Annotated in this window: 21 protein-coding genes; 2 read left to right on the top strand and 19 right to left on the bottom strand. The window is 47.7% G+C overall.

The window, feature by feature from the left end; all coding sequences use genetic code 11:
* Positions 1–6 precede the first annotated feature (6 nt).
* Positions 7–720, top strand: a complete 714-nt coding sequence (locus BHV83_RS03170; protein WP_005639739.1) for a DUF5036 family protein — start codon at positions 7–9, stop codon at positions 718–720.
* On the opposite strand, the gene BHV83_RS03175 is transcribed toward BHV83_RS03170, so the two are convergent.
* The 15 genes from BHV83_RS03175 to BHV83_RS03245 all read right to left on the bottom strand — a co-directional run bounded on the left by BHV83_RS03175 (position 721) and on the right by BHV83_RS03245 (position 17953).
* Positions 721–1170, bottom strand: a complete 450-nt coding sequence (locus BHV83_RS03175) for a YqaA family protein (protein ID WP_286756224.1) — start codon at positions 1168–1170, stop codon at positions 721–723. It lies immediately after the preceding gene.
* The gene (locus BHV83_RS03180) at positions 1155–2168 is read right to left on the bottom strand and encodes a hypothetical protein (RefSeq protein ID WP_286756226.1); all 1014 of its coding nucleotides are present in this window, start codon (positions 2166–2168) and stop codon (positions 1155–1157) included. Before BHV83_RS03180 ends, BHV83_RS03175 begins: the two co-directional genes overlap by 16 nt.
* Positions 2169–2296: 128 nt before the next feature.
* On the bottom strand, positions 2297–3568 hold the full coding sequence (gene purD / locus BHV83_RS03185; protein WP_119216229.1) for a phosphoribosylamine--glycine ligase: 1272 nt from the start codon (positions 3566–3568) through the stop codon (positions 2297–2299).
* A 131-nt stretch (positions 3569–3699) separates the two neighbouring features.
* On the bottom strand, positions 3700–5901 hold the full coding sequence (locus tag BHV83_RS03190) for a S9 family peptidase (protein ID WP_122205526.1): 2202 nt from the start codon (positions 5899–5901) through the stop codon (positions 3700–3702).
* Positions 5885–7390, bottom strand: coding sequence for a THUMP domain-containing class I SAM-dependent RNA methyltransferase (locus BHV83_RS03195; RefSeq protein ID WP_005645251.1), 1506 nt, complete (start codon positions 7388–7390; stop codon positions 5885–5887). Before BHV83_RS03195 ends, BHV83_RS03190 begins: the two co-directional genes overlap by 17 nt.
* 92 nt (positions 7391–7482) lie before the next feature.
* The gene (locus BHV83_RS03200) at positions 7483–8388 is read right to left on the bottom strand and encodes a serine O-acetyltransferase (protein ID WP_046451526.1); all 906 of its coding nucleotides are present in this window, start codon (positions 8386–8388) and stop codon (positions 7483–7485) included.
* A 136-nt stretch (positions 8389–8524) separates the two neighbouring features.
* Positions 8525–9013 (bottom strand): pyridoxamine 5'-phosphate oxidase family protein, encoded by a 489-nt coding sequence (locus tag BHV83_RS03205; RefSeq protein WP_005639730.1) that lies wholly within the window; start codon positions 9011–9013, stop codon positions 8525–8527.
* Between the two features lie 254 nt (positions 9014–9267).
* Positions 9268–11916, bottom strand: coding sequence for a family 78 glycoside hydrolase catalytic domain (locus BHV83_RS03210; RefSeq protein WP_286756234.1), 2649 nt, complete (start codon positions 11914–11916; stop codon positions 9268–9270).
* A 332-nt stretch (positions 11917–12248) separates the two neighbouring features.
* Positions 12249–13541 carry a tyrosine--tRNA ligase gene (tyrS, locus tag BHV83_RS03215; protein WP_005639725.1) on the bottom strand — a complete coding sequence of 431 codons (1293 nt, stop codon included), beginning with the start codon at positions 13539–13541 and terminating at the stop codon, positions 12249–12251.
* A 97-nt stretch (positions 13542–13638) separates the two neighbouring features.
* The gene (locus tag BHV83_RS03220) at positions 13639–14271 is read right to left on the bottom strand and encodes a TatD family hydrolase (protein ID WP_119216231.1); all 633 of its coding nucleotides are present in this window, start codon (positions 14269–14271) and stop codon (positions 13639–13641) included.
* A gap of 3 nt (positions 14272–14274) precedes the next feature.
* Complete coding sequence (yidD, locus tag BHV83_RS03225; protein WP_036723952.1) at positions 14275–14496, bottom strand: membrane protein insertion efficiency factor YidD; 222 nt, start codon at positions 14494–14496, stop codon at positions 14275–14277.
* Entirely contained in the window at positions 14496–14882 is a 387-nt protein-coding gene (rnpA, locus tag BHV83_RS03230) for a ribonuclease P protein component (RefSeq protein ID WP_005639719.1), read from the bottom strand. Before rnpA ends, yidD begins: the two co-directional genes overlap by 1 nt.
* Positions 14872–15639 (bottom strand): uroporphyrinogen-III synthase, encoded by a 768-nt coding sequence (locus BHV83_RS03235; RefSeq protein ID WP_036608063.1) that lies wholly within the window; start codon positions 15637–15639, stop codon positions 14872–14874. The genes rnpA and BHV83_RS03235 overlap by 11 nt, the downstream gene beginning before the upstream one ends.
* The gene (locus BHV83_RS03240) at positions 15636–16364 is read right to left on the bottom strand and encodes a DUF4271 domain-containing protein (RefSeq protein ID WP_005639714.1); all 729 of its coding nucleotides are present in this window, start codon (positions 16362–16364) and stop codon (positions 15636–15638) included. Before BHV83_RS03240 ends, BHV83_RS03235 begins: the two co-directional genes overlap by 4 nt.
* 152 nt (positions 16365–16516) lie before the next feature.
* Positions 16517–17953, bottom strand: a complete 1437-nt coding sequence (locus tag BHV83_RS03245; protein ID WP_119216232.1) for a Gfo/Idh/MocA family oxidoreductase — start codon at positions 17951–17953, stop codon at positions 16517–16519.
* A gap of 196 nt (positions 17954–18149) precedes the next feature.
* Here BHV83_RS03245 and BHV83_RS03250 point away from each other — a divergent pair, with 196 nt between their 5' ends.
* Positions 18150–20966 carry a M16 family metallopeptidase gene (locus tag BHV83_RS03250; protein WP_286756242.1) on the top strand — a complete coding sequence of 939 codons (2817 nt, stop codon included), beginning with the start codon at positions 18150–18152 and terminating at the stop codon, positions 20964–20966.
* Between the two features lie 415 nt (positions 20967–21381).
* Here BHV83_RS03250 and BHV83_RS03255 read toward each other — a convergent pair whose 3' ends face one another.
* The 4 genes from BHV83_RS03255 to BHV83_RS03270 form a co-directional block, all read right to left on the bottom strand.
* The gene (locus BHV83_RS03255; RefSeq protein ID WP_005645231.1) at positions 21382–22281 is read right to left on the bottom strand and encodes a YitT family protein; all 900 of its coding nucleotides are present in this window, start codon (positions 22279–22281) and stop codon (positions 21382–21384) included.
* 106 nt (positions 22282–22387) lie between these two features.
* Positions 22388–23524 (bottom strand): glycoside hydrolase family 43 protein, encoded by a 1137-nt coding sequence (locus tag BHV83_RS03260; protein WP_122205564.1) that lies wholly within the window; start codon positions 23522–23524, stop codon positions 22388–22390.
* 10 nt (positions 23525–23534) lie between these two features.
* A complete protein-coding gene (locus BHV83_RS03265) occupies positions 23535–24419 on the bottom strand; it encodes a hydroxypyruvate isomerase family protein (RefSeq protein WP_005645227.1) in 885 nt (294 codons plus the stop codon).
* 26 nt (positions 24420–24445) lie between these two features.
* On the bottom strand, positions 24446–26221 hold the full coding sequence (locus BHV83_RS03270; RefSeq protein ID WP_122205529.1) for a hypothetical protein: 1776 nt from the start codon (positions 26219–26221) through the stop codon (positions 24446–24448).
* Positions 26222–26233: the final 12 nt, after the last annotated feature.

Raw genomic sequence — 26233 nt, forward strand, 5'->3', positions numbered from 1 at the left:
GAAGAAATGAAAAAGAATTTCTTGTTCCAGCTCTTGCTGGCAGCATTCCTGTTACCGGCTTTTTCTTGTTCGGACGACGATTCGGCTCCTGAAATCAACAATGCAACAACCTTGAACATGCTCGATGTGGAGAATGGAGCGACCCGTCTGGGCAATTCGGACATCTATATCAACGCGGCAAACAACTTTCAAACAAACGAATGCCTGATCGCCGAAATCGGTCCGTCGAAAGGGATTGGAAAAGTCATTCCGCCCCAAGTCGGCAATGGATTGGTTTATCAAGCAGCCGTAACGCCGGGACACCTCTACCAAGCTTTCAAGGAAGAAGCCGTGAAGCAATTTCCATCGGGAAAATTCGCATTGGCGCTGGCAGGAGACTACTACCAATTCTATGTCGGATCCGAGATCATGAAAGAGGAGAAAAGAGTAGGCGCTGTCATCCAGTTTGCCCTGATCAATCCCGAAGCAGACGGGTTACCCGCCTACGACAGCACGATCGGGACAGTGGTAAGCGGTTATGAAGACGAGATTGTCCGGGAATTTCCCAAAGACACGGAGTTCAGCTACGATAGCGACCTCGAAGACCTCTTTCAGATTACGACCGAAGGCGGCATACTGAAAGTCACACTTCTGCCTTCGTGGAGCGACATCCGGGGAAATTATGCCATTTACGCCCGCCATAACGAGGTGTATACGAAAATATATGTCAAAGTGGAATAATCAGAACATTCCCTGTACTTTATAGACAAATTCCATCCAAACCCAATATCGGATCGCCTTTCCGAGAAACATCGAGACAGCCACGATCCAGATATTGGCGCGGAGAAAACCGAGCGCCACGGCGATAAAATCGCCTATACCGGGAAGGAAAACGAAAAAGCCCATCCAGGAACCTTTCCCTTTTATCCAATCCTGCACTTTCTGCAATTTGACGGCATCCAGTTTCAGACATTTCTCTATCCATTCGACCTTGCCCAGCATACCCAGCCAATAACAACTCATGCCACCTAAGAAATTACCTAACGTAGCCGCAATCATACAAGGCCAGTAGGCCGCTCCCGCCAACAACACTCCGGTTAGAACGACCTCGCTGCTGAACGGCAAAACGGTAGCAGCCAAAAAAGAGGCGATGAACACACCGATATATCCGTATTCTATAAGAAATTCCATATACGAATGAATAGAGTGGCAACCAGGACTGCCACAGTTGTAAAAAACGACCAAAACACGATCTTGCCACGTGTCACCGTAAAGAAATGAGCGATCAGGATAGAGGCTGGCACGCAAGCTGTTTCCAAAAATTCTTCCGAAACCTGATCATAGAGGAAATAAAGGCTGAACGCCCATACGGACATCGCAATAAGGAACGAGAGAAACTGACGGGAGCGAAGCGAATCCTCCGTATCGTGCATGACAATATTCAGGGAAGCGACAACTGTCAACAGGGCAATCGCCATGATACTGATCCAATCCAGCAACACTATTCCGTCCGTCGCCAAGAGGCGCACCTTGAAAAGCGTCGAGAAAGGGACGTTGAACGGCGTGAAATCCCGTTGCCAGACACACCACCCCAACAGGAACCAATATACTGTCGCCACCCCTAACAAAGAGGCGATAAAGGTACGGGACGTCAGCGAACGGAAATTATACATCCCCAGCCAGAACAACGGCAAAAACCACAGCAAATGAACCCAAAGCAGACTGCCTATACCGATCAGCAAGGCGGCACTGTAGGCCTTCTCTCTCGCCCCGGGATCATGATAGGTCGTGAACAGTTGGTAAATTGCCAGAATCAGGCAGAAAACACCGACCGAAGTCGATTTCAAAGGAAAGAAGTCGGGATTCGTACTGATGAACAGGACATAGAAGAGGAAGGGCAGCATCGTCTTCTCCCGTATCAACACCAGTACATAGTTCGCACGATGCAATAGGAAAGCCCCTCCGAACATCAACGTCATCCCGATAATATAGGTAAACTCCTTGCCTGGCAATGTCTGGCAAATCGTATTCCAGAGAGGAGTAGCCGAAACCTCGCCATAGACAGGATAGCCCACGGAGTACAAATAACTGACCACCCAACAGGCAATACATGCCAATAAGACCGGCACGAATGTCGGTGGCGCGGAGAAGTCGAATCGACGGGAATATTTGTTATAAGCTACTCGCATTTCTGATCAGGAATAGATAAATGCTGACTTACATGCGAGCCAACAGACGAGGCAAAAGAGAGCCTGCAACACACAAGGCTTGAATCGTCTGTTAGCTCACCCTATAAATCAGCATTTATGACAACAATTTATAAATCGAATCCGATATCACTACGGAAATATTTCTTTTCGAAATCGATGAGCTTGGCACCGGCGAAAGATCGGGCAAGGGCTTCTTCCTTGTCGGCTCCGTAAGAGCTGACAGCGATGACACGACCGCCACTGGTCAGGATCTGCCCATCGGCAGCTTTTGTCCCTGCGTGGAAAATGATGTTTTCGGCGGGAACCTTATCCAGGCCACTGATAACCTTCCCTTTTTCATACGCTTCAGGATAACCGCCGCTTACCAGCATGACTGTTACGGCCGCACGCGGATCGTGAACCAATGTACGACTGCCCAAATTACCTTCGGCCACACCTTCCAACAGTTCAACCAAGTCGCTTTGGATACGTAACATGACAACTTCCGTTTCCGGATCACCCATGCGGCAATTATATTCGATCACCATAGGTTCGCCCTTCACATTGATCAGACCAAGGAAGATGAAACCCTTATAGTCGATATTTTCCGCTTTCAGCCCTTCGATCGTCGGACGGATAATACGCTCGTCCACCTTCTGCATAAACGTCTCATCGGCAAAAAGAACCGGAGAAACGGCTCCCATTCCACCTGTATTCAAACCTGTATTGCCTTCGCCGATACGCTTATAGTCTTTTGCCACCGGAAGCACCTTGTAGCTCTCGCCATCCGTCATCACAAACACGGAACATTCGATACCGTCCAGGAACTCTTCGATCACGACCGTCTTGCTGGCATCACCGAACATACCCCCCAGCATATCGTCCAGCTCCTTCTTTGCTTCTTCGAGCGTGTCGAGAATCAGCACACCTTTACCGGCAGCCAGACCATCGGCCTTCAATACGTAGGGAGCCTGCAATTCTTCCAGGAAAGCGTATCCTTCTTCTAAATTTCCGGCAGAAATACTCTTATAACGAGCTGTCGGAATGTTGTGGCGCATCATGAAGGCCTTCGCAAAGTCCTTGCTGCCTTCCAGTTGCGCTCCCTCTTTCGAAGGGCCTATCACGGGAATACCTGCCAGGGCGACATCGTTCTTGAAATAATCATACACCCCTTTCACCAGCGGATCTTCCGGACCTACCACCACCATACCGATATGATTTGCCAAAGCAAATTCCTTGATAGCAGAAAAATCGTCGGCCTTGATATTTACATTCGTGCCTACCAATGCAGTACCTGCATTACCGGGAGCGATGAATAACTGATCCACTTTCGGACTTTGAGCAATCTTCCAGGCTATTGCATGTTCGCGGCCGCCTGAGCCTAATAAAAGAATATTCATTTTTTTATAATTGACAATTGACAATTGACAATTGACAATTACTTGTCATTATCCTTTCCCAATCATCTTTTTTTAATGGTTATTGTTTTCTTTGTTATTTCATTTTTGTTCTTTCTCTCAATTGTCAATTGTCAATCCTTAAGGTAGTCGTCAAAGTAGCGCGTTATCTTCTCATACAGATGCGGACGGTCTTTACCAATCACATTATGCAGATGGCGGGGATAAACGAAATAATCGGGATATGTATCCGCATCCACACAGGCTTTCAGGAATCCCAGGCTGTGCTGCCAAACAACAACCGGATCGATATCTCCGTGGATCAACAGCAGATGTCCCTTCAGATTACCTGCTTTCAATTTCAGGTTGGCATTCCTATAACCTTCCGGATTGTCCTGCGGACGGTCCATATAGCGCTCGCCATACATAATCTCGTAGTTGCTCCAGTCGATCACCGGACCACCGGCAACCCCCACTTTGAACAGTTCCGGATACGAACACATCAGGTTCGTCGTCATAAAGCCGCCGTAGCTCCATCCGTGCACACCGATACGGTCGGCATCGACATACGGAAGTGATTTCAGAAACTCAACGCCTTTTACCTGGTCTGCCATCTCGTTCACACCCAAATTACGATGTATGACATTTTCGAAAGCCTGTCCCCGGTTTGCCGATCCCCGACTATCGAGCGTAAAAACCACATATCCGCGTTGAGCCATATAGATATCCCAACCGCCTACACCGTTCTTCCATCCGCCTGTTACCAACTGGGCATGCGGGCCGCCGTACACATAGACGATCGTCGGATATTTCTTCGTCTCATCCAGACCGACAGGTTTTACCAGACGGAAATTCAAATTGGTGACACCATCTGCCGCCTTGATTTTTCCGGTAACGATTTCCGGCATCGCATAACCTTCGTACGGATTCTTCGCCGTCAACAACGTCCGTAAAGTTTCACGTTTCTGTCCGTCGATAATCGAAATTTCACGTGGGACATCGGGAGCTGAATAACTGTCGATCAAATATTTACCGGAAGCACTCAGTTGCGTAGCATGAACTCCTTGCAAACCTCCCGAAGTCAATTCGTAAGAAGTTCCCTTTTTCAGATCCAGGCGTGACGTTCCGACATACAGAGCATCACCATAACTGAACGAGCTCAGCATTGACGGCCTTGTGGAAGAGAAAAACAACGCCTTTCCCTTAATATCGAAACCGAGGATGTCCAGGACTTCCCACTCGCCTTCCGTCAACTGCTTCAACAGTTCTCCCTTCGTATTATACAGATACAAATGATTATAACCATCACGCCGGCTCTGCCAGATAAACTGATCCGGATTGTTCGGCAGGAAAAGCACCGGATGTTGCGGCTCTACATAATGTTCGTTCTTTTCGGTAAACAAATCCGCCTCTTTATCACCTGTCAAGGCAGAATAGCGTACCAGGTGCATCTCGTTCTGATCCCGGTTCAGTTCAGCAATATAAATGCTCTTTTCATCCGGGCTCCAGGTAATATTCGTCAGATACTTTTCCTTCGGTAATCCGGTTTTCAACCAGACGGTTTTTCCGGTCGCCAGGTTGTAGACACCGACTGTCACCTCATGGCTTTTCATCCCAGCCATCGGATATTTGTGCGGTTCGGCTTTCGCGCAACGGGCAGTAATGTCGACAAACGGATAATCCGTCACCATGCTTTCATCCATCCGGTAGAAAGCCAGCGCCGAACCATTCGGAGACCAGAAAGTCCCTTTATGGATACCGAACTCGTTCTGATGAACGGACTTCCCGCAAACAACACCTTCAGCTGTTTCGTCCGTCACGATACTGACAGCGTTATCCGGCGAAAGGATTTTCAGGTTGTCCTCCTCCGTAAAAGCCAAATAACCGTTGGCCGGACAAAAGTCTAAATTCTCCCAGGAACCATTCAGATCATACATGCTTACAATCCTGTTTTCCACAAAATCGTAATGGAAACGATGGTGCTTGGCATTAAAAGCAAGCACCGGCTGATCTTTGTAAGGAACCGAGAAGAAGGGCATACCGCCAACCGACTGCGCGCCAGCCACCGCAAGCGCTTCGTTCAACTGCTGGCGGGTAAAGGCGACTTTCACCGCCTTTGTCGATTCTCCACTCATCATGCTGTCACCCTTGACATACAGATATGTGTCTCCACACCACTGCAACTGTTTCAAGTTGCGAGGCACAAAACGACTTTGCGTCTTTCCACCGGGAATCAAGTCATGCAAAGTAAACTGTTTGTCTTGTCCCATCATCGACAACGGATTTATAAGTGCCAAAGCACATAATACACCTAAAATATTAATCCTCAAAATCATCCTTTCCTCTTCTTTTGAATGGTTTCTTAAACGAACGGTCACCGAACTTTTTCTTACCGCCAAACTCCTCGTCATCCTTAAAATGTCTCTTGACAGGACGTTTGCCGACAAAATCCCTACGAGCCGGACGGCCATCTGCGCGGTCATCGCCGAAATAGCGTTTGCCGGGGATAAAAGGCGTCCGCTCATTGTCGTCCTCAGCATGCGCGGCAGCAAAACGGCGGGCGGGACGATCCATGCGGTCGGTACGGAAATTCGGACGTGACGAGCGGTCCGGCTTACGTTCGAAAGAAGGTCTTTCCGGACGGGAAGGACGTGCTTCACCTTCTTCGTTCAGTGCTTTCTTATAGTCTTTGATTTTTCCTTCGAATATATCGTAACAACGGTATTCGCATTCCAACGATCCGTTCATAAGCTTCATCTTTTCACTCGGTTTCAAGCCGATCTTGTCGAAGCATTCATCCTTATAACTCAGAATCCATACTTTATAGCCAGTAAACACATGTTTGACACGTTCACCGATCATATTGTACAACCCCAACAAATCACGACTGGAAATACGTTCTCCATAAGGGGGATTGGTCACCATGATGCCCGGCTGGGGAGCCTCCGTGCATTGCTGGAACGGCTGGGTCCTCAGTTCGATATATTTCATCAGGCCGGCACTACGGATATTCTTCTCGGCAATCTCGATCGCCGCCGGATTGATATCGGCACCATAACATTTGAAATTAAACTCACGTTCCTGACTCTCGTCGTTATAGATACGGTCGAACAGTTCCTGGTCGAAATCGATCCATTTCTCGAAAGCAAACTCCTTACGATGCACGCCCGGCGCAATATTCAAGGCGATCATCGCCGCTTCGATCAGCAACGTACCGGAACCGCACATCGGATCGACGAAATTCGATTCGCCTTTCCAGCCTGTTTTCAAGATCATACCGGCAGCCAACACCTCATTCAACGGAGCCTCCGTCTGGTCCACGCGGTAACCACGTTTATGCAAGCTCTCGCCCGAACTGTCGATAGAGAGCGTACAGTCGTTATGTGAAATATGAATATTGATATACAGATCCGGATTGTTTACACGGACAGAGGGGCGCTTCTGATCCTTCTCCATGAAATAATCCACGATCGCATCCTTCGTACGATAAGCAACAAACTTGGAGTGATTGAAATCTTCAGAGTAGATTACAGAGTCGATGGCAAACGTCTTGTCCAAAGACATGTAGTTTTCCCATTTCACCTTCTTAACCTCTTTGTAGACAGTATCGGCGTCTTTAGCTTTAAAGTGATAGATAGGCTTCAAGATACGCAATGCCGTACGGCAATAGAAGTTGGCTTTGTAAAGCACTTCCTTATCCCCGGTAAAGGAAACCATCCGGCGGCCAATCTGTATATCGTTGGCACCTAAAGATAATAACTCGCCGGCCAGGATTTCTTCCAACCCGTAAAGGGTCTTAGCCACCATTTCAAATGTTTCGCTCATTTTAAGTTGAAAGTTAACAATGATTCCTCATCGTTTATTAGTAATTCTATTTTAATTATTAATTATTCTTTGTTCTATGACTTCACTGGCAGTCAACTGACTTTATTAATTGTCTGCTGGCTCACGGTTGCTCCCGCCGGAACATCTTCCGTGATCCAGACGTTGCCACAGATCGTAGCTCCTTCGCCAATACGAATACGCCCTAACAATGTGGCATTGGAATAAACAGTCACATGATCGCCCAACACCGGATGACGCGGCACACCGCGTATCGCATTCCCGTTTTCGTCAGGCGGCAGTTTCTCTCCTGCCAGACTGACTCCTTGGAAGATACGGACGTGGTTCCCGATAACACTGGTCTCACCGATAACGGTTCCCGTCCCGTGGTCAATCGAGAAATAGTGTCCGATCTCCGCCCCCGGATGGATATCGATACCAGTCTCCGAATGGGCCATTTCAGTAATCATGCGGGGAATAAAGGGAACGCCCAACCGGTATAGCTGGTGCGCAATACGATAGTTGCAGACAGCCCGGAAACCGGGATAGCAAAAAATAACTTCGTTGATGTTCTGAGCAGCAGGATCACCGTTGAAAGCAGCCTCGGCATCCGTCGCCAACAAGGCGCGCATTTCGGGAAGCGTACGGATAAAGGCTTCCGACAGTTTTTCCGCCTCGGTAAGGATCTTTTCTTCGGGACAAGAAACACAGGCAGTATCAGCAAAACAAAGCCCTGCATAAATCTGCTTGGAAAGCAGCGTATGCAACGTTCCGACGTTCACGCCGGTATGAAAACGGATGGTCTGCTTGCTGATCCGTGCATTCCCGTAATAACCGGGGAAAAGGATTGCCCGGCATAAATCTACGATCTCTTTCAGCACCTCACCCGAAGGAAGCGCCTCTTCATCGCGGTAAGCATGAAACAGTTGATGGTAAGACCCCTCGTCCGAGAGCATCTCAACTGTATCATTCAAGACCTTGCTATGCTTTTGCAATCCCATTATTCAGCAATATCATATTTGGCAACAAAAGTAAGAAGAAATTGACAATTAACAATTGACAATTGACAATTATTTGCCCATCATACAACGCTTTATCCAAAAAGACAAACCACCCGGCAACGTCAATTTTCAATTTTTAACTTCCAATTTTCAGCTTATTATGCGGTGCCCCGAATTCCTTGCAGGTCACTTCGTCCATTTCCACAATCCATATTTTGACATTCTTCACAGCCGGATCGGAATAGCGGAATTCCTTATCCGAATACTGTTTCATAATGATATCCAAAGCTTCCGTTTTTTTATCGAAATCTTCTTCAAAGTGGACTTCACCCCAGCAAATCACGCTCTTGGAGCGCATCCGGTAACTACAAGCGACCTCCGGATGCTGGAAAACGAGATCATGGTCCGTGCTAAATGTAATGCAGACACGCGGATTCCGTTCCAAAATGGAAATACTCCGTCCTTCCTGTGCCGAATGCAGGTATATAACACCATCACGATAGCCAAAGTTCATCGGCAATACATAGGGAGTCCCATCCGTATCGGCCAGTCCCACATAACAGATATCACACTTCTTAATGGTCGCTTCAATCAGTTCTTTGTCGGTATGTACTAATGTCTTCATTTCGCATTTCTGTTTTTATCCCTACAAACATACAAGTTTTTTATCTTTTTCAAGATGCTCTCGCAGGATATATTTGTCGCATCCTCCTACAAAAACAGAAAGGTCATTCTCATTTTCCTATCGGCACGTCATAATATCATAGCAAAGGTTCTTTGTCAGTTTAAAGACAGCACTTCACAACCAAAAACCCAACAAATAAAAGAAACTGACCTCGATAAGCACTGCCGGATGAGGAATTTTCCCTTCTATCTGGTTCAACGATCCGACATAAGGGGCGACGCGAACCGATGGATGCCCGATCCGACATTTCTGTATATCTTGCCGTCCGGCAAGATAACCGTGGCAGTCGTATTGGCGGGTACCTCGACTGTCAACTCAAACGAATCCGCTTCTATCCTCCAGTCCGAGCGGACGGGACCGTACAGGGATTGATACGATCCGCTGCAATAAGTGAGGCCGCCCACCGGTTGAGGAGCGATGACAATGTGCTTCATACCCGGCTCCGCTTCATCATAACGGATTCCGGCAAGTGTCCGGTAAAACCAAGCCACCACACTGCCGAACATCGGATGGCAACGGGATGCCTTTCCTTCCCATCGCTCCCATAAACAAGAATAACGGTCATCCATCACATACCCGAACCCCGGTATCTCGCGCTGGTTCATCAACCGGAAAGCAATATCGGCACGTCCGTTATCACTCAATACTTTCAAGAGCAAAGGCGTTGCCATGATACCTGTGTCAAAATGATTTCCTATACTGTCCAGATGAGCGAGCAAAGTGTTGAACACGGCTTCCTTTTCACTTTCCGGCACCATTCCGAAAGCCAGCGGGAATACATCCGCACCTTGTCGCCCTTCCCAATAATGATGGGTCGACGGGTTGAAAAAGACAGTATTGAAATCCTGCCTGATCCGTGTGCACAGCCGGTCAAAGTGCAGTCTGTCTTCCTCTTTCCCCAAGACAGCCGCAACCTTCGACATCAAGTCTGCCGAATGATAGTAATAAGCCGTATTGACCAACGGTTCGGGCAGTTCCATCTTCTTCCCCGGTGCACACCAATCCCCCAGGCACCAGCCATCTGGCTCTTCCCGGACGATGATTCCACGGGCGTCGGTCCTTGTTCCCAGATAGGCAACCCATTGTTTCATACCTTCATAATGACGGTTCAACAAAACCGTATCGCCATAATAACAATAATAGGCCCAGGGCATGATCACATAAGCCGATCCCCATGCCGGACCACCTCCTCCACCACCGAAAGGTGCGGTATGCGGAACATAACCGCTCTTCCGATTCCGGGCATCCCCCATATCGTCAAACCATTTCCGGTAAAACTGCGTCATATCGAAAGATAAGATAGAACTTTCCACGACCACCTGCGCGTCTCCAGTATAAGCCAACCGTTCCCGGTGCGGGCAATCACTGCTGATACTGCCGTGAAAGTTATTCTTCTGCGTCCGCAAGTAGACTTCGTTGATCTTATTAAACAATTCGTTCGAACAACTGAAACTTCCGGTAGGCTGCGGATCGGTATGCACGACTTTTGCAACCAGACTTTCCTTGTTCATCCTGACCTGTCGGGATATGACTTCGATATAGCGGAACGTGTGCCAGGTAAAACGCGGTTCCCATTGTTCCACTCCACCGCCCCGCAACGTATAGAGGTCCACTTGTCCGAAATCATTTTTTTCCTCTCCGACAAAACGAAGCTTGATCCGGTCACCGGCATTGCCTTGCACTTTTATATGCGCCCAGCCGGAAATCATCTCCGGAAATGCATACCAATAAGTAGAATCGTCCTTTTGTTCGCAGCTTACCGGCTGCAATATCCGGATAATTTTCTCATGAGGGGCAAGTTGAGCATGCAGACTACCCTTCGGCGCCCTTACCAAAAGGGCTTTCTTCCAGGAAGAATCCTTGTACCCGTTCCGGTTCCAGCCGTCCAGCTCTAGCCGGGCATCATATTCTTCACCTGTGAATATGGCGTCATGCAGTAAAGGGCCGGTCGTTGTTTTCCAGCTATCATCCGTAACAACCAGTTCCGTCGATCCATCAGTGTATTCTATCTCCAACTGGCATAACAGCCGGGGCGTATCGTACCACATACAACCTTCCACCGTCCGGTCACGCTGGTTATACCAGCCGTTTCCCAACAGAACTCCAACCGTATTCTCCGCTTTCTGCACCAAAGACGTGACATCGAACGTATTATAGAGAACCCTTTGGTTAGATTGATCATCAAAGAAATACAACATCTTTTTGAGCGGACGACGATCGAAATTGGTAACGGCGGGAGCCAATACCTGGTCGCCTACCCTTTCGCCATTCAGGTACATTTCATAAAAGCCCAGTCCGCATATATAGGCTTTCGCCTGTTTGACCGACTTGTTTATCCGGAATGTTTTACGGAAATAAGGAGCCGGAGTAGTCAACGTCGAGTCGGGATAAGCGTCTTCCCGGTTGCCGATCCACCGGGCTGTCCAATCAGACGGTTCCAACAATCCCATCGTCCATCTCCCTGTTTCACTCCAAGGCGAAGCCTCTCCCGCTTCATCCCAAACCATCGCTTTCCAGTAAAGCGTTTGCCTGGAATCAAGCGGTTTCCCTTCATATCCTACCTGGCTGGAACGGGAAAATGTTATTTTCCCGGAATCCCAAAAATCCGCTTTTCCTTCAGCTAGCAAAGAAGGAGAGCTTGCCACGAGGATACGGTAGGCTGTCTGACTTTTCGCTTGCCCGGAGGATTGCAACTGCCAACTCAACAAGGGCTTTTCATTCTCCACTGCAACCGGATCTTCCAGATATTCACACCGAAGATTGCAGACAGATATTCTTTCCTGTCCCGAAACAAAAAACACAAATCCCCAAAGGAAAGAGAGTAACAGACAATAATACTTCATAACATTAAGATCAACTGAATTTCCATGATATCCAATGCACAAATATATGGATATACCGTCGTCCGCCACTTACAAATTTGAGAATTAATCATGCAGAAATGATACAAGAAGAAAGATTTCCCGCCACAAAAACAAAAAGGGCCGAAACTTTCATTCCGACCCTTTTGCTCTGTGAGTTGTCTCACGAGGATTCGAACCTCGACAGACAGAACCAAAAACTGTAGTGCTACCATTACACCATGAGACAATCCGGCGCTTTATCTAAAGCGATGCAAAGGTAAGAATAAAATCTTACCTTGCAAGCATTTTTTGTAAAAAATCCAAACAGTTTCTTATTTTACGATCAGTAAATAGTAATTCTTCTTACCTCTCTGAACCAGCAAATATTTCTCATCCAACAGGGAAGAGCAGTCGATAACCATATCCTGATCCGTCAGTTTCTCTTTGTTTACACTGATACCGCCGCTCTGAACCAACTTGCGCATTTCGCCTTTCGACGGGAAAATTGCCGCCTTTTCAGTGAACAGGTCGATCGCTTTAACACCGGCACTCAACTCTTCACGGGAAACCTCAAACTGGGGAACACCGTTGAACACATCCAACAATGTCTGTTCATCCAAATGTTTCAATGCTTCCGACGTAGAGTTTCCGAACAGTATATTGGAAGCCTCGACAGCAGCATCGTAATCTTCCTGGGAATGAACCATGACCGTCACTTCCTTTGCCAAACGTTTCTGCAACGGACGGAGATGCGGTGCTTCTTCCTGTTCTTTGATCAGGGCATCAATTTCTTCCTTGGGCAGATCGGTAAAGATCTTGATATATTTGGCAGCATCGGCATCGCTCACGTTCAGCCAGAACTGGTAGAATTTATAAGGAGATGTATAACGGCGATCCAACCAAACGTTGCCAGACTCAGTCTTGCCGAACTTGCCTCCGTCGGCTTTCGTAATCAACGGGCAGGTCAAAGCAAAAGCCTCACCACCCAACTTACGGCGGATCAGCTCCGTACCGGTCGTGATGTTACCCCACTGGTCGGTTCCTCCCATTTGCAAGCGGCAGCCTTCGTGTTCATACAGATACATATAATCGTATCCCTGAAGCAACTGGTAAGAGAATTCCGTAAACGACATACCGACAGAAGATTCGCGGCTCAGGCGTTTTTTAACAGATTCTTTAGCCATCATATAGTTAACAGTGATATGCTTACCGATATCGCGGATAAAATTCAAGAAAGAATAATCCTTCATCCAGTCGTAATTGTTTACCAACTTGGCAGCATTAGGCGCGTCCGAATCGAAATCCAAAAACTTGGACAACTGCTTCTTAATGCTATCCTGGTTATGACGAAGCGTCGCTTCATCGAGCAGGTTACGTTCCGCCGACTTCATTGAAGGGTCTCCGATCATACCGGTAGCTCCGCCGACCAGAGCAATAGGACGGTGTCCTGCACGTTGGAGATGTTTCAGCATCATAACCGATACCAGGTGACCGATATGTAATGAGTCAGCCGTCGGGTCAATACCTACATAAGCAGAAGTCATCTCTTTTTGCAACTGTTCTTCTGTTCCGGGCATCATATCAGCGATCATGCCCCTCCATGTTAATTCTTCAACAAAATTCATCGTTTTAGATTATAGTATTAATTGAATGCGGGCAAAGGTACGACTTTATAATTGAAAATGGAGAATTGAGAATTGAAAATTAGGGTATAACAATGATTTAAGGTAGATGAAGGATGTCGCGGACGTTTTCGGCAATCTGTCCGGCGAACTGTTCAAGCCGGAGATTCAAGGAAACCGAAAGGTTCCGGTAGACAGTTCGGATATCGATTTCGCGATCGTCCGTTTCGGCGAACAAACGGCCGGGCCATGCTTCACGTACGGCTCCGGGGTTGAAATACTCGCCAAAGGAGAGGTAAAAACCCTGCCGGATAAGTTGCCCGGCTAATGTGGCATTACCACGAAAACCGTGTATAATCCACGGCACACGGGGCTTTAGTTCTTTTTTCGAGGCTATCAGTTCGTCCCAAGCTTTCACGCAATGAATGATTAAAAAGATGCCGGCATTTTCGGCAAGAGAGGCCGACGCCCTAAAGATTTCCCGCTGACAGTCCAACGGAGCTTCCGCACCTTTATCCAAGCCCGTTTCGCCAATAGCCACTACATCCGGAAATGAGACCTGCCGCTTCAATTCGGCAAGCTGTTCTTCCACGTTATATATATACCAGGGATGAATGCCGACAGAACGGAACAACCCCGTTCCCACGTCGAACGTAGGAACCAGACTGTTAACTATAGCGGCATCTTCCGGATGAACGGGCAAATGGTGAGTATGTATATCGTAATAAACCATACTTTACGGTACAGGATCATATCCGCTTCCTCCCCAAGGATGGCAACGAAGAATACGTTTGACTGCTAAATACAATCCCTTTACCGGACCATGTTTTTTGAGAGCCTGCACGGCATATTCGGAACAAGTAGGCGTGTACCTGCACGATGCCGGCGTCATGGGAGAAATGCAATATTTATAAAAATAGACCGGCAACAACAGAAGGAAAGTAAAAAAACGCTTTATCATGCCTTGTCGCGAAGTACGTTCAATGCTTTTGTCATGGCTTTTTCCATATCGGCAAAAGGATGGATTTCCTTGTCCAAATAAAGGAAAGCAACCAGCATACGCTTGTTTTTTCCCGTCAGCGGATCGATCAGATCATATTTGCGTACCCGATAGGCTTCGCGAACCTGACGTTTGATCAGATTCCTTTTTACGGCACGCCTGAATTTTTTTTTGGGAACACTCACCAAGATAGACACTGGAGCTAATGTCTCTTCTTCCACCGCTAAATAAACGACCCGCAGTGGAAACGCCACAAACGATTGCCCTTTTGCAAACAACAGGTCAATGTAACGTTTCCACGACAGACGTTCTTCTTTTGAAAGGGTATACCTTCTATTTACCATTCTTTTTGTTACTACCCATCTCTTTTTTCAGATACAATTCCAGGGCAGCCGTCATAGACGGAGCTTCGGGAGTCGGCGCTTCCACATCCAGACGCAAACCGGCCTCTTTCACCGCTTTGGCTGTTGTCGGGCCGAAACATCCGATCTTTATATCTTCTTGTTTGAAATTCGGGAAGTTCTTCAACAGAGAGGAAATTCCCGAAGGGCTGAAAAATACCAGCATATCATAGTCGAATTTCTCGTCTTTAGAGAAATCATTGCTTACGGTGCGGTACATAACAGCTTTCGTAAAAGAAATCTTTTTCGCTTCCAACATAGTTAACAAATCATCTTTATGCACGTCGGAAACGGGCACAAGATATTTTTCTTTTGCATGTTTGCCGATAACTGTAACCAGATCATCCAGCTTTCCGGTCTGTCCAAAAAAGATCTTACGCTTCCTATACACAATATATTTTTGCAAATATACGGCAATGGCCTCAGTCATACAGAAATACTTCATCGTTTCGGGAATGGCAACACGCAGCTCCTCACACAGGTGAAAGAAATGATCGATCGCCGTACGGGCCGTGAAAACAACAGCCGTATGATCCAAAATAGAAATTTTCTGCTGTCTGAACTCCTTAGATGAAAGAGGTTCTACTTTAATGAATGGACGGAAGTCAATCTCAACTCCATACTTCTCTGCAATGTCGAAATACGGGGACTTCTCGGATGCAGGCTTCGGTTGTGATACCAGCAACTTTTTGATGTTCAATGCCATAGAGTACTTGTCTCGATAAAGTTATACAAATAAACCATACCTTCGTACAAAAATACCAGAGGTAAAATTTCTTGGCCGCAAAGGTACAAACTTATATACAATAAACCAGTGCTTTTCTTGTGAAATATCCGTATTGTCTTATAAATTATTACAAAACGACACAAAATATAGAGAATACAAAACATTACTATCGGTATAGTTACGTATGTCCCGACAAACACCAACCACAACACCGGAACGTATAAAGATACTCCCCAAATCCCCATAATAGCATTATAACTCGTCTTCCATAACTTATACTTATCTGGGTCGGAAAACACGCTGCCCAGGAGGTAATAACAGCATTGTTTAAACTGATAAAACAGGAATAAAACACAAAAAACCGTTCCGATCGCCGATAAAACCGCCTGCCATTCCGCATAATTCACAAATCCGTATATCCTGCCGACCGCAATCAGGGCGATACTTGAAAGGAACAAGACTTGGAATGTCATAAAATTGCGGAAAAAGAATATGCTCTTCCCTATTACATCGTCAAATAGATTCTGCCTTTCCTTCACGAGAAAAGCATCTTTCAGCATCTTCACAAACAGTTGGAAATTCGTCCGGAACACAAAGGAAAAGACAATAAACAGGAATAACAGCAGGGAGAAGATGACATCATCCACCAACTGCCCGTCCCATAAGCGAATACCCACATATCCTTCAAATATATTCATGTTCCCTGCGTATTACAGGTGCAAAGATAATCAAAAAAGAAAGGCAAGCTTACCCGACAAGCTTGCCTTCTCAAACAATCAACCGTTATGAATAACGATCTTAGAAACTATCTTTATGAGAGGACGAGTAGACCTCGCCCCTACCGACGTCATTAAATATTGTAGTATTGTTCCCAGCCTTTACGCGGCATTTCGCCAACCAGCATCTGGTTCATAACCGGATCGTTCACGATCTGCTTCGTGTCGCGGTCGAACACGATCTTGCGGTTCATGCGCTGTGCCAACACGCCAAGACAGAATACCTGGCTCAACGGACCTGCGATAGAGAACGGAGAACGAGTCTTTTCCTTGCCCTGGCAAGCCAATAGGAAGTTTGCGTAGTGGTTGGACGGGCTCTTTTGATATTCCGGCAACTTCGGATTCATATCCTTGGCTACCTGATCAGGAATCACAGACAAGGTACTACCATGAGAACCACCCTTGAATGTCAAAGTCTTCGTATAGATTTCCTTACCCGGGTTCAATTTTGCCAACTGAAGTTTGCCACCGGCAACCGTCGGGATATTCGGATCGACATCGGAAGAACCGTAGTTCTCAGGAACAGGAGGAATATTATCCAGACCGTCATACCAGGTAATATCGACAGCCGGCATTTCTTTTCTTTCCGGGAATCTGAACAGGATACGGGAAGACATCGGGAAGAAGAACGGGTTATGATCTTTCAGATACAACGGATTTACTTCCGTCGGCAGACCGAGATCCAGGAATTCGTGTGCGGTATCGATGATGTGAGCCCCCCAGTCGCCCAATGCGCCCATACCGAAATCGTACCAGCAACGCCACTGTCCCAAATGGTAGTCATGATTATATTCGTGGAACGGACGAACACCCAACCAAGTGTCCCAATCCAATGTTTCGGGAACTGGTTCACCCATTGGCATGTGCGTGATGTTCGGGTTCCAGTTATGCCAACGGCGCGGAGAGTTCATGTGAGCTGTTATAGCAGTGACGTCTTTGATCAAACCGGCTTCTTTCCATGCCTTGAACTGGAAGTAGTTGGCTTCGGAATGTCCCTGGTTACCCATCTGGGTAACGACACCGAATTTCTTTTCGGCACGCATCATCACTTCGATTTCCTGGAAGGTGCGGGCCATCGGTTTTTCCACATATACATGTTTTCCATGAGCCATCGCCTCAATCGTGATCGGGAAATGGGAATGGTCCGGTGTACCGACTGTAACAGCATCGATCTTGTCGGCCATCTTGTCGAACATCTGGCGGAAATCCTGGAAACGCGGCACTTTCGGGAACATGGAAATAAGTTTCTGAGTATGAGGTGCACCCATATCCACATCACAAAGTGCAACCACTTCGCACAAACCGGTTTTATACAGTTCCTGTGCGATCTCGCCTCCACGGTTACCGATACCGATAAAAGCGATTCTCACTTTTTCGTTGGCACTGACAAAAGGAACACCCGGCATGGCATTGGCCTTAGACGGAATCCAAAAAGAAGGAATTGCTGCCGCAGCTGAAAGGGCGGCTGCCCGTTTCAGGAACGAGCGACGTGAAATATCTTCAGATTTCATGGTAAATATATTAGATAAATTATTAATGTTTGCGTGCACATAAAAACAACAACCTCACAAAAATAGATATTTTTTTCTTACATAAAAGCTTTCTCAGAAGTTTTTTCCTAAATCTTAGCAAACGTTTTCCGGTTTATGGGTGTTGTAACAAAAAACTATATACATTTGTCGACTTTTAAATAAGAATATAAGTGATATGAAGATCAGACAGATTCTATCCATCGGATGTTTCCTTTGGATACTAGCCTCCCTCCGTTTGGCAGCGCAGCAACCGGAAATACAACCCTTGCCCATAGACCCGAAAATAAGATACGGACAGCTAAATAACGGGTTGACTTATTACATCCGACACAATGCACAGCCGAAAGACCGTGCGGATTTCTTTATCGCCCAGAATGTCGGATCGATCCTGGAAGACGAGAACCAGCGCGGACTGGCCCATTTCCTTGAACACATGGCGTTCGACGGAACAAAGAACTTCCCAGGGCATGGCATGGATGAATTTACCGAAAGCATCGGGATGCGCGGAGGTGAGAACTTCAACGCTTATACAAGTTTCGACGAAACGGTCTACATGATCATGAACGCTCCGGTCACCCGCGAGAGCGTTGTCGACTCCTGCCTGCTGATCCTGCACGACTGGTCGGGCTTCATCACGCTCGCAGATACGGCCATCGAAAAGGAACGGGGCGTGATCCGGGAGGAATGGCGCACGCGGCAGGATGCCCAGGCGCGTATCTGGGAACAGCAGCTCCCGAAAATGTTTCCGGACAACAAATATGCATACCGGATGCCGATCGGCACGATCGACGTGATCAACAACTTCAAGCCGGACGAGCTTCGCGACTATTATAAAAAATGGTATCGCCCCGACTTGCAGGGTATTATCATTGTAGGGGATATAGATGTAGACAAGGTGGAAGCGGCCGTAAAACGTATTTTTGCTGATATCCCGGCTCCGGTAAATCCGGCCAAACGGGAATATACGGAAGTGGCGGACAATGATAAACCGCTTGTTTCCATTGCTACGGACAAGGAGGCTTCCAATATGGTCCTTTCCATATTCTATAAGCACGACAAGATGCCGAAAGAGTTGTATGCCACCGCCGCCGGGTTGATGAAGGACTACATGGAGAATGTCGTCGAAACGATGATAAACGAACGCTTTGCCGAGATGATGCAAAAAGCGGATCCTCCCTTTGTCGCCGCCCAGGCTTCGGATGGAGATTTCATGATTGCCAAGACAAAAGGCGCTTTCACGGTTGCCGCCCTGGTAAAGGAAGGTGAGATCGACAAGGCGCTCGACGCGCTTGTGACGGAGACGGAACGGGTGAAACGGTACGGCTTCACGGCTTCCGAATATGACCGCGCCCGTATCAATGTCCTGAAACAATACGAATCGCTGTTCAACGACCGCGACAAACAAAAGAACCGCTCTTATACGAACGAATATGTCCGCCACTTTACAGACGGTGGTTACATTCCGGGCATAGAAACGGAATATCAGCTAATCAGCCAGATCGCACCGCAAATCCCGATCGAGCAGGTGAACCAATACGCCCAGAGCTTGATCGGCGACAAGAATATCGTAATCGGCTTGACCGGCCCTGACAAGGCAGACATAAAATATCCGACCGAGGCCCAATTATTGGAAGACTTTATCAAGGCGCAACAATTACCGGTCAAACCCTATGAAGAGACTGTTTCCAACGAACCGCTGATCCCCGAACTGCCCGCTCCGGGAAAGATCAGGGAGATGAAAACGGACCCGCTGTTCGGCGCGACGGTCCTGACACTCGACAACGGTATCAAGGTCGTACTGAAACATACGGACTTCAAGAAAGACGAGATCCTGATGACGGCCACCAGCCCCGGTGGCAGCACCTTGTTCGGAGCGAAAGATATCGACAACCTGAAAGTATTCAACGATGTCATTACGCTTGGCGGAGCCGGCAATTTCTCGGCAACCGATCTGAACAAGGTATTGGCAGGAAAGAAAGTCTCCTGCTCTCCTTCCATCGGCCTGAATACGGAAAACGTAAACGGTTATGCCGCTCCTGCCGACCTGAAGACATTGTTTGAGCTGGTTTATCTCTATTTCACGGCTCCGCGCATGGACGAAGAGGCTTATACATCCTTCGAGAATCGTATGATCGCACAGTTGAAAAACCTGGAACTGAACCCGATGGTGGCGTTCAGCGACACACTGACAAAGGCGATTTACGACAATAACCCGCGTGCCGCCCGCATCACGGCCGACGACTTCAAGCAGATCAGCTACCCACGCATCATGGAGATGTACAAAGAACGGTTTGCCGACGCTTCAGACTTTGTCTTTACGTTCGTCGGAAATATCGACACAGACAGTATCCGTCCTTTTGTAGAACAATATCTGGCGACACTCCCGGTCAAAGGACGTGCCGAAAAAGCCAATCCCGCCGAAGTACCGGCTATCCGCAAGGGCGAATACACGAATATCTTCAAACGCGCTCTGGAAACACCGAAAGCGTCGGTTGTCAACTTCTGGTCCGGCAAGATGGAATATAACCTTGAAAACATCCTCACCACCACTATGTTAAAGCAGATTCTCGATCTGGTCTACATGGAAAAGGTACGCGAGGACGAAGGCGGGACATATGGAGTACAGACTTCCGCACAGATTTCTTCCTTCCCTGAAGGGCAGACATTCCTGCAAGCCTATTTCGATACGGATCCGGCCAAACGGGAAAAGATGAACGCTATCGTCCGGACAGAACTGGATAACATCGTCAAATCCGGCCCGCGCGACGAAGATTTCAAGAAGAGCCAGGACAATATCCTGAAGCGCCACACAGAGAACCTACAGGAGAATGTTTACTGGCTGACGACTTTGGATAATTATTACTTCCGCGGGTTCAACGGCGAGACAGCATACGAAGAAACGATAAAAGGCATCACGCCAGCCAAGATTCAAGCTTTTGCCAAAAAGTTGTTAGGACAGGGCAACCGGATCGAAGTGGTAATGGAGCCGTAACCGCCTTGCAGAAGTTATTACGCCTACATAAGGTACATTTTTGCAGAAAACAAGCAGGAAAAAAGTGAAAAGCAAGCGGAAATGTACAGGAACACGCCCATCTTCAGGCTTCATACACCCGGATGTTGCCGCCCTCGACATCCGGATGTTCATGGCTCCGACACCCGGATGTTTGGGAAGATTACATACCAATCTGTTGTAATCAAGATACTTGCTAAGTAAAAAAAAGACTATATGTTTTACAAAGCATGGGTAAGGTGTGATACATAAGTACACAGGAGTGATACATGAATCCGGCATGTATCACTCCTGTGTACCATGTTTACCAATGCTTGCAAAGCTGTTAGTGATAGAGTGACAGAGGATCTCGAAAAAAGAGTATGGACATGGACATAGAAGCACTCTGAACAAAGCGTCAATTAGTTTTCTTCTTCACTTTGAAATGATCGAATCCTTCCCCGTATACACCGATAACGGCACTTTGCGAAACGAAAGCCCTCGGATCGATATCATTGATAATTTGGAAAATCGTATTGGACTGGCTCTTTTTTGCCAAGACAAACATCATTTTCACTTGCTTTCCCGTATAAAGCCCGGTCCCGTCGATCACAGTCACACCTCTGTGCAAAGCATTAATCTCCCTACCGATCTCCTCATATTTACTGGAAATAATGAAGAACTGGACCGACTGGCGAGAGCTGTTAACCACCTGGTCAATCATATACCCTGTGACAAACAGCGTCACATACCCGTAAACAACCTTCTCCAAATCGTGTAGCACAAAATAGCTGGACGCGATGATGATCATATCGCAGAACATAATCATACGCCCCAAGCTGACATCCCTGTATTTGTTGACAATCGCTGCAATAATATCCGTACCTCCCGTACTCCCGTTCGCAGTGAAAGCGAAACCGATACCGCTACCGCAAAAGATAGCCCCCAGGATACATGCCATAAACGGTTGGTCGTGCAACAATTGAAGCCCGGATGTCAAACGCTGTATCACGGAAAGGAAAAACGTCAGGACGAAAACGGCATACACCGTCTTCATACTGAACTTCCAACCCAAAATCTTCAGCGAGAGCAGTAATAGCAAAGCATTAATGGCAAAATAAGTGTATTGTACAGGCAAGCCCGTTCCCCAATAGACAATAGAGGCAATACCCGGAACCGCCCCGGAAGGCAAATCGTTTGGCAACAGGAAAACAGTCCACCCGATTCCATAAAAGATCATACCTAAGGCGATCATCAGGTAGTCCTTTAATTCTCTGACCATTACATGGTTAGAGTTCATTGACAATGTTGGTTTCATTCTTCGTTTGTTTTATGCGGCTGCAAAAGTACAAAACAATTGACAATTGAGAATTGAGAATTGACAATTAAATATCATTCCCTTCCCGATTGGCAGTTATCCATTGTCAATTCTCAATTCCCCATTCGTCCAGCCACTCGATAACCGGCTGTTCGCCTTCGAAACGGATAGGCAACCAGATATAACGGCCGTCTATGGCGTTCTTCGGTGTCCAGCGGTCTCCCATGTAGATGAACTGTCCGGGCTTGCCGGGAACAGGCAGCACATAAGTGCTCTGAGAGTGGAAAGAGGTTTCCGAATCAGCTCCCACAAACGGGTTCTCCAATTCTTTCCACGGCCCCCAGATAGAAGATGCGACAGCGGAACGCCCCGGATTCGGGGCCCAACCGGTGCAACCGGACATAATCAGGTAATACTTGCCGTCTTTCTTGAACATGGCAGGCGCTTCCATGAAACGGCCGACAAAGAAACGGGCGTAGTTGCCGGAACAAGCCGTATAATCGTCCGTCAGTTCGGAAATATGCAACGTGCTGTTATCCTCCGAAGCGTAGATATGATAAGCCTTTCCATCGTCGTCGACAAACAGGTTCATGTCACGTGCCATCTGCCCGCTCTCGAAATCGCGTCCCAGCAGGTTCAACGTGTCAGGATGGGCAGGCAGACCACCTCCACCGAAACCTTTCTTCGATTCTTCGGGAACCGGACCTTTATGGATATCCAACACATTCTTCGGCCAGAAACCGGCGTTCGGACGATCGGCAGACAACAACTTGTACGGTCCTGTAACCTTTTCGCTGACAGCCACACCGCTTTTGGCTCCCGTATAACCGGCGCCTTTCGGTTCAAGATGGAACCACATCACGTACTTGCCCGTCTTCTTATTGAAAATCACCTTTGGCCGCTCCAAAATGCAACCTTTCACGATCGGACTCGACTCGTCATCCGAAACAGACAAAGCGATTCCTTCGTCTTTCCAGTTATATAAGTCTTTGGAAGAATAGCAATGAACGCCGACCTGGGCTACATTCCCCCCTTCGCCTTCCGTCTTATGCTCGCCGAACCAATAATAGGTATCGCCCTGCTGCAACATACCGCCGCCATGAGCATTGATGTGCACGCCGTTATTGTCCGGCCAGATTTCACCGGGTTTAAAAACATTCCCGGCCTGTGAAGTCCCGGTTTTCCCTTTACATCCGCACAAAGCGAAGAGCAACAGCAGAGGATAAATAGCAATTCGTTTCATACTTGGCTGTTTATACATCGCAGATACGGATACATTTCTCAAGCGAGGCGATTTTGTCTTCCTGCTTCGGGACAAATTCCTGTCCGACAAACCCTTTATAGCCGGTTTCCACAATCGCTTTCATGATAGCCGGATAGTAGAGTTCCTGCGTTTCGTCGATCTCCGCACGGCCGGGAACGCCTCCTGTATGGATATGAGAGAAATACTGGTGATATTTCCGGATATGCTCGATCACGTTTCCTTCCATGATCTGCATATGGTAGATATCATACAACAGCTTGAAGTTCGGCGAACCGATACGGCGGCACAGTTCCGCTCCCCAGACGGTATGGTCGCACAAGTAATCCTTATGCCCTATACTGTTCAGAAGCTCCATCGTGAGGACGACATTATACTTTTCGGCTATCGGCATCAGACGCTTCAGGCCTTTCTCGCAGTTTTCCCAACCTTGCAAGTCGGTCACACCGTTCCGGCGCCCGGCGAAACAGATCAGGTTCGTCAGTCCGGCCTCGGCCACCATCGGAATGACTTGTTCATAACTGGCTACCAGCTCGTCATGCAACTTGGGATCATTGAACCCCCTGTCGATACCTAAGCCCGCACCCTGCGCCATCGCAACCGTCAAACCATGTTTCTGCACGATAGGCCAGTCTTTCGGGTCGAGCAGTTCTATTGATTCGATTCCTATGTTTTTACAAATCTCACAAAATTCATCCAACGGATAACTGCCGAAGCACCACTTACTTACAGAATGGCGGATATTGCCTTTCAGCGGTTCAGGTTTCTCTACTTTCTTCTTCTTTGCGGGAGCTGCTGCTTCCATACCGGATACAGCCATCGCTGCGCTTCCGGCCAATACTGTCTTAATGGCGGTTCTTCTCGAAATGTTTTTCATACTATTCTTGTTCTTACGTTAATAAATTATTTAATCAGCTCCCATTTGCCTTGCAAATAAGCCTTGTCGATTACGCTTGCCAACGCCTTGTCGTTTGTCCGTTCGGCCAAATCTTTCAGATCATTGTACAAATAGAACTGCAACCAAAAACCATAATGATAGCGTTCACGGGTGGATTTCGGCTGTAACATCAAAGCATACCATTTGGTATTCAGCTTCTTGGCTTTTGCCACTTCGACCGCTTTCTCGGCATTCTTCCACATGGCATCGGAGACTTTCGATTCGAGATCGACAAAATCTTCGTACTTCATGGAAGCGGTATTGATCACCTGACAACGGTCGTCCAGCCCCAGTTCTTTCATGGAAAGGCGTTGTTCGAACACCTTGTCGCCATCCAGGTCGAATTCCATCAGATCGAAGAAACCGTTATTGTCCGTATCCGTATATTTGACAGTAGGAAACACGGTCGGCTCGGTCTCGATACGTTTCGGGCCGTAACCGTCATAGATTCCACCCATTCCCTGATAGTAACGGGCATTCTGGTCGATACGCCAGCAACCCCATTCGGCTCCGTACAGATGGATCTTTCCATCTATCGGGCTGACATACAACTGGCCGTGGCCGGAATTGTCCTCATCCCATTCACCCCGGTCACCCGCCGGATCAGCCTGTCCGTTATTGTCTATTCCGCCTTGGTTCTTTCCTACCTTGAACGGATCTCGCGGCTGATACAACTCCACACGTTCCCAACGATTGCAATCGTCGTCCTCATCGTAAGTAAACCAAACTTTATCCCATTTACCTTCTTTGAATGTCAGATCCCAGGCGGCATCATGATCCGGATACAACAGTTCCGGAAGCTTACGCCAACGGGCATCGAGGAAGAACGTATCGGCTTCGGGAAGTCCGCGCAGGTTCTTGTTGATATGTTTCTGGTTTTCGTAGTTGAAGCCGGGACCTGTAAAATGGATGGTCATATCGAAATCGAACTCATTGCCCGGCGCATTGTCGTTATCCGTATCCATCGAAACGGAAACCCAGTCGATATTACCTGAGAGGACGGAATTTGCCTGTCCGTTCTCTTTCACGATCTTGGGAGAGTCGCAGAAACGGATCGCCATCTCTGTCAGCCCGTCATTGTCGGGATCATAGAACAGGAAAGGGTTTTCCCAGTTCATACGGACATCGTTCACACGTTCGGTCGTGCTGTGTATCTTCATGAAAGTGCTATTCCCGTTATAATCTTCGTAGAAATCCGACAGGCCGTTATGTATCCAACAGCGGAGGGTGAACGTGTTCCAGTCGATATAGTTGAACACGTCGTCCTTGTCCGTATCCACCACCCACATATAATGCCCGTTGCCGGTCTTCATCCGATTTGCTTCGGGGATATTGTCGACTACGACCTGCATGGCCGGATTACCGTCTTCATCTTCGCCCACCCAGTCGATGATAAGGTCACCGTAACCACCGTAGACACCGTCCTTATTACGGTCTATCATCAGGCAGTCGTTATCGGTATCGCCCTCCAGATCGCCGTACTGCATATCGTCGTCGTCATCGATCCATTGCACCGGAATACCGTTGGCCGTCACCGTACGCAGGATATCCGGATCACCGTCACCATCCAAGTCTATATAGGTAGGCTTATACCCTGCGGGAGCAGGTGGCAGCCGATAAGGGATCAAGAGGGTATTTGCATTCCAATATTCCTTTTTCCCGGAACCGTCCGTCTGTGCGGAAAGTCCTTGTGCACTCAGCAGCAGGGAACCTGCTGCCAGCAATAGCGTAATCGGTTTCATGATATCGGTAGA

The organism is Parabacteroides sp. merdae-related_45_40 (genome assembly GCF_001915675.1).